Annotated in this window: 1 protein-coding gene and 1 pseudogene; both read left to right on the forward strand. The window is 72.5% G+C overall.

Annotated elements, in window-relative coordinates; all coding sequences use genetic code 11:
• Nucleotides 1–2,777 (forward strand): BTAD domain-containing putative transcriptional regulator (locus tag ABZ260_RS47950; protein WP_355631768.1); only part of this gene is annotated, 2,777 nt, incomplete at its 5' end.
• 938 nt (nucleotides 2,778–3,715) lie between these two features.
• Nucleotides 3,716–3,934: pseudogene (locus ABZ260_RS47955) on the forward strand (DDE-type integrase/transposase/recombinase); the annotation flags it as partial.
• Nucleotides 3,935–4,034: the final 100 nt, after the last annotated feature.

A 4,034-nucleotide genomic window follows, 5' to 3' on the forward strand; every position in this document is an offset into this window, starting at 1 on the left:
CAGCCGTGTACTTTTCCGGTCTCGCCCGACCGGCCCCGCGAGGGTCAGCCCCGCCCGACCCTGGCCAGCTGGCGGCCAGGACCGGGAACCGGGCCGCGGCCCTGGCCTGCTACGAGGAGCTGCGCCTGCGGCTGGCGCGCGAGCTGGGCGTCGATCCCGCACCCGAGACCCGCGCGCTCCGCCAGGACCTCACGCCCCGGCCCGCGACCGCCCGCCGGGCTGCCCTGCCGGTCCCCGGGTCGGAGCTGGTCGGCCGCGAGTCCGACATCCGCCGTCTACGTGCCCTGCTGTCCCGGGAACGCCTGATCACCCTGTCGGGCCCGGGCGGCATCGGCAAGACCCGCCTGGCCATCGCCGCGGCGGAGGCCGGGGGCCGGGATGCCGCGTCCCTCTCCTCCACGGGGACCAGGAAGCACGACACCGCGTCCCTATCCTCCGCGCGAGCCGGCGAGCGCAACGCCGCCTCCCCCTCCTCGGCGGATGTCGCGTTCGTGTCTTTTGCCGGGGTGCGGGCGGAGGCGGCTGTGACGACGCTCGCGCGCCGGCTCGGCGTGGACCTCTCGCCGCCGCGGCCCGCCGCCGAGCTGCTGCTCGCCGCCCTCGCCGGTCGCTCGACGCTGCTGGTGCTCGACAATCTCGAACATCTGCCGTCCTTCGACGGGGTGATCGCGGAGATCCTGCGGGTGGCGCCGGGTGTGCGGGTGCTGGCGACCAGCCGGCGGCGGCTGGACGTGCCCGGGCAGGTGATCGTCCCGGTGGAGGGGCTTGCCGAGTCGGCCGCCGAGGCGTTGTTCGTCGTGCGGGCGCTCAAGGCCTGGCCGGGGTTCGACCCCGAGCGCGAGGCCCCGCTGGTGGCCGCGATCTGCGCCGTGACCGGCGGGCTGCCGTTGGCGATCGAGCTGGCGGCCGGCCTGCTGCGTGCCGTGCCGTGCGCCGACCTGGCCGAACGCCTCGGCGTGGACACGGGGCTGCTCTCCATGTCCGGGCCCGCCGCACGGTCCAGGCACGCGAGCATGCGTACGGTCTTCGAGACGTCCTGGCGGCTGCTCGACCCGGCGAGGCGGGCGGCGCTGGCGGCGTTGTCGGTGTTCGGCGGCGGCTGCACCCTGCGCGCGGCCCTGGAGGTCGCCGGAACCAGCCCTGAGGTGCTGGTCCACCTGGTCGACCACAGCATGCTGCAGCTCACCCCGTCCGGCCGGTACACCCTCCACCCTCTCATCCAGCAGCTCGCCGCCGCCCACTTGGAGGACCCGGGGGTACGCGAACGGCACACCCGCCATTACGCCCGCCTCCTCGACCGGCACGCCACCGCGCTCCAGGACGGCTCGGACGCCGAGGTCGTCCGCGTGCTCGGCGCCGAGATGGACAACATCCGCCTGGCCTGGCGGGTGTCCGGGCAGCCGCGCTTCCTGGACCACTACTGGACGTTGTGCCTGCGATTGCGCCTGTACGAGGAGTCGGTGGCGATCGTCCGCGAGCACCTCGACCGCCCTCCGGAAGACCTGCGCCTGCGGGCCCGCCTGCTCCGGATGGCCGCGGTGAGCTCCCACCAGCTCGCCAGGGAACACGCCGCCACCCGCCTGGCCCGCGCCGCCCTCGACACGCTCGGTGAGCCACTCCCCACCACCCCCACCGGCCTCGCGACCGCTCTCCTGACCGCAGCCACCCGCCAGGCCGCCCACCGACTCCTGCCGATCACGGCCGCCCGCCGTCTCCTCCCCGTACCCCGTACGGACGAGGCCGAGGCCGCGCAGGCGCTGACCTTGCTCGCCCGGCTCGCCTACCACCAGCAGGACCTCCCCGTGATGCTGGTGACCTCGCTGCGCCAGCTCAACGCCGCCGACCGCGGCACCGACCCCGCCCTGCGCGCCGAGTCCTACGCGAACTTCGCCACCATCGCCCGCCTCGCCGGCCGCCACCGGATCGCCACCCGCTACGGCAGCCTCGCCAACCAGGCACTTTCCGGCATCGACCACCCGGACGAGGCCGTGCACCGGGCCTGGCTGGCCCGCGGGATCGATCTGCTCCACGCGGGCCGTTTCGAGGACGCCAGGCGGTCGTTCACGGAGGGACGGTCGCGGACGATCGACCCGCGGGTGGCCGAGAACTGCGCCGGCATGCTCGCCGAGACCGCGCTGTGGCAGGGCGAGTTCGCCGCGGCGGCCACCGGGTATGCGGAGACGGAGGAGCTGGCGGTCGCGCGGGTGGGCGGGGACGACATCGGCCGCCACTGGTGCCTGACCGGCCGGGCGGAAGCGCTGTTGCGCCTGGACGGGGTGCCGGTGGAGCGGATCCGGGAGCTGCTGGCGGCCGCCCGCGCCTCGCACGAGCGGCGGCGTACGCACGCGAAGGAGATCGGCCTGCGCGACAGCCCGGCGAGCCGCACGATCCAGGAGCTGCGCCTGCTCACCATCGCGGCTCGCCTGGAGCCGGCGCGGGCGCCCGCGGCGCTGGCCGAGGCGCTGACGCTGGCCGAGCGGCTGCCGGCGGTGCAGCCCGGCATGCTGGAGTGCTGGACCGGCCTCGCCGAGCTGCTCGGGGACGCGGGGCAGGACCGGACCGTGGCCCCCCTCCTGCTCGGGCACCTCTCCCGGTACGCCGCCCGCAACCCCGGCGCCGCCGCCCGGATCGGCTGGGCCCTCGCGCTGATCCTGGCCGCCCTGGGCGGGCGAAGGCAGGCCAGGCGGGCGGCCGAGCAGGCGATGGCGACCGCCGAACGCCTGGCCGCACCGTACGACCACCGCAGAGCCGAGTCCCTGGCCCGCGCCCTTGGATGAAAGTTTCACCGTCTTCAAGGACGGATGGTGCGCACGCGGCCATCATCTTCACGCTGCTGGGTGCCGGCGCCCGCGCTGAGGAGTGCGCGCCTGCGGCTCGACGACGGTCTCCCTCACCCCTCGCACCGGTATCGTCCGCCTGTTCGGCAAGCCGGAAGGCAACGAGTTCTGCGTCCTCGGCCCGGCCTGACGCGGATGGGTCGCCTCCAGGCTTGCCGTTTTGCTTCAGGAAGTAACTCTTCCGTTAACTCGGGGGCATCGACTGCACCGGCGATCTGCCGCAGGTCTCTGGGAACTCGCTGCGGACCCCGCCGCGGCCCGGTCTCCTGTCAGGCGTCGATCGCTTCTTGGGGGATGTGTCGGCTTCGGCGTTGATCTGTCCAACGGGGGAGAAGCGGTCGGCGTTGTCGCGAACCTCGTGGTGACGTGCGCCCGTGGACATTGACCCAACAACAGGCCGGGCCTGCGGTCACCCCTCCACCACCAGCGCTTACGCAGAGCTACTTTGCACTTGGTCGCGCCGACCCGAGTGGAGGGCCGTTTCGGGGTTCCAGTGGTAACGACGTAGGAAACAACGGATATACAGGTCAGCGGTCCACTGTCCCTTTCAGATGAAGTTGGCGGAAGGGACACGTGTTGAACTGCGACACGACACTTAGGCTTGGACGACTTCGCGTGGAGCTGTTCAGGTCTTCCTGCCGGCGAGAATGCCCCAAGGCCGGTGGTCGTGGCCAGGCCAAAGCACCGTCGAGGACGCAATGGGCCGTGCGACCAGAGCGGCCGCTGGTGGTGGTTTGGTCATAGGAAGCGTGGATCCTGATCGTCTCGCCGAGTCGGTAGGCCGGGTGCGTGGCGGTATCGACGGTGGGCGGGAGTGTAAAACCAGGCGGTGATGAGGCCTGCCGATCCATCCGCGCCAGTTCACCCCCGACCCGGCCGCGATCGACACCCGCTGGTGCGGCGACATCACGTATATCCCGACGGAGGAGGGCCGGCTGTATCTGGCCACCGTCATCGATATCGCCTCCCGGCGGGTGGTGGGGTGGGCCACCGCCGATCATCTGCGCACCGAGCTGGTCGCCGATGCCCTGAAGGCGGCCTGCCGCAACCGCCGTCCCACCACGGCGGTGATCTTCCACTCGGATCGCGGCTGCCAACTTGAGTTCAAGGAGTCGTTGCAACACTGCCTGCCAGCAAGCATAGGTGCTCGTTGAACGCCTCTGCGGGAGTGCGCCAGCCGAGTGTCTTACGGGGGCG

It is taken from the genome of Streptosporangium sp. NPDC006013 (assembly GCF_040614275.1).
GTDB lineage: Bacteria > Actinomycetota > Actinomycetes > Streptosporangiales > Streptosporangiaceae > Streptosporangium.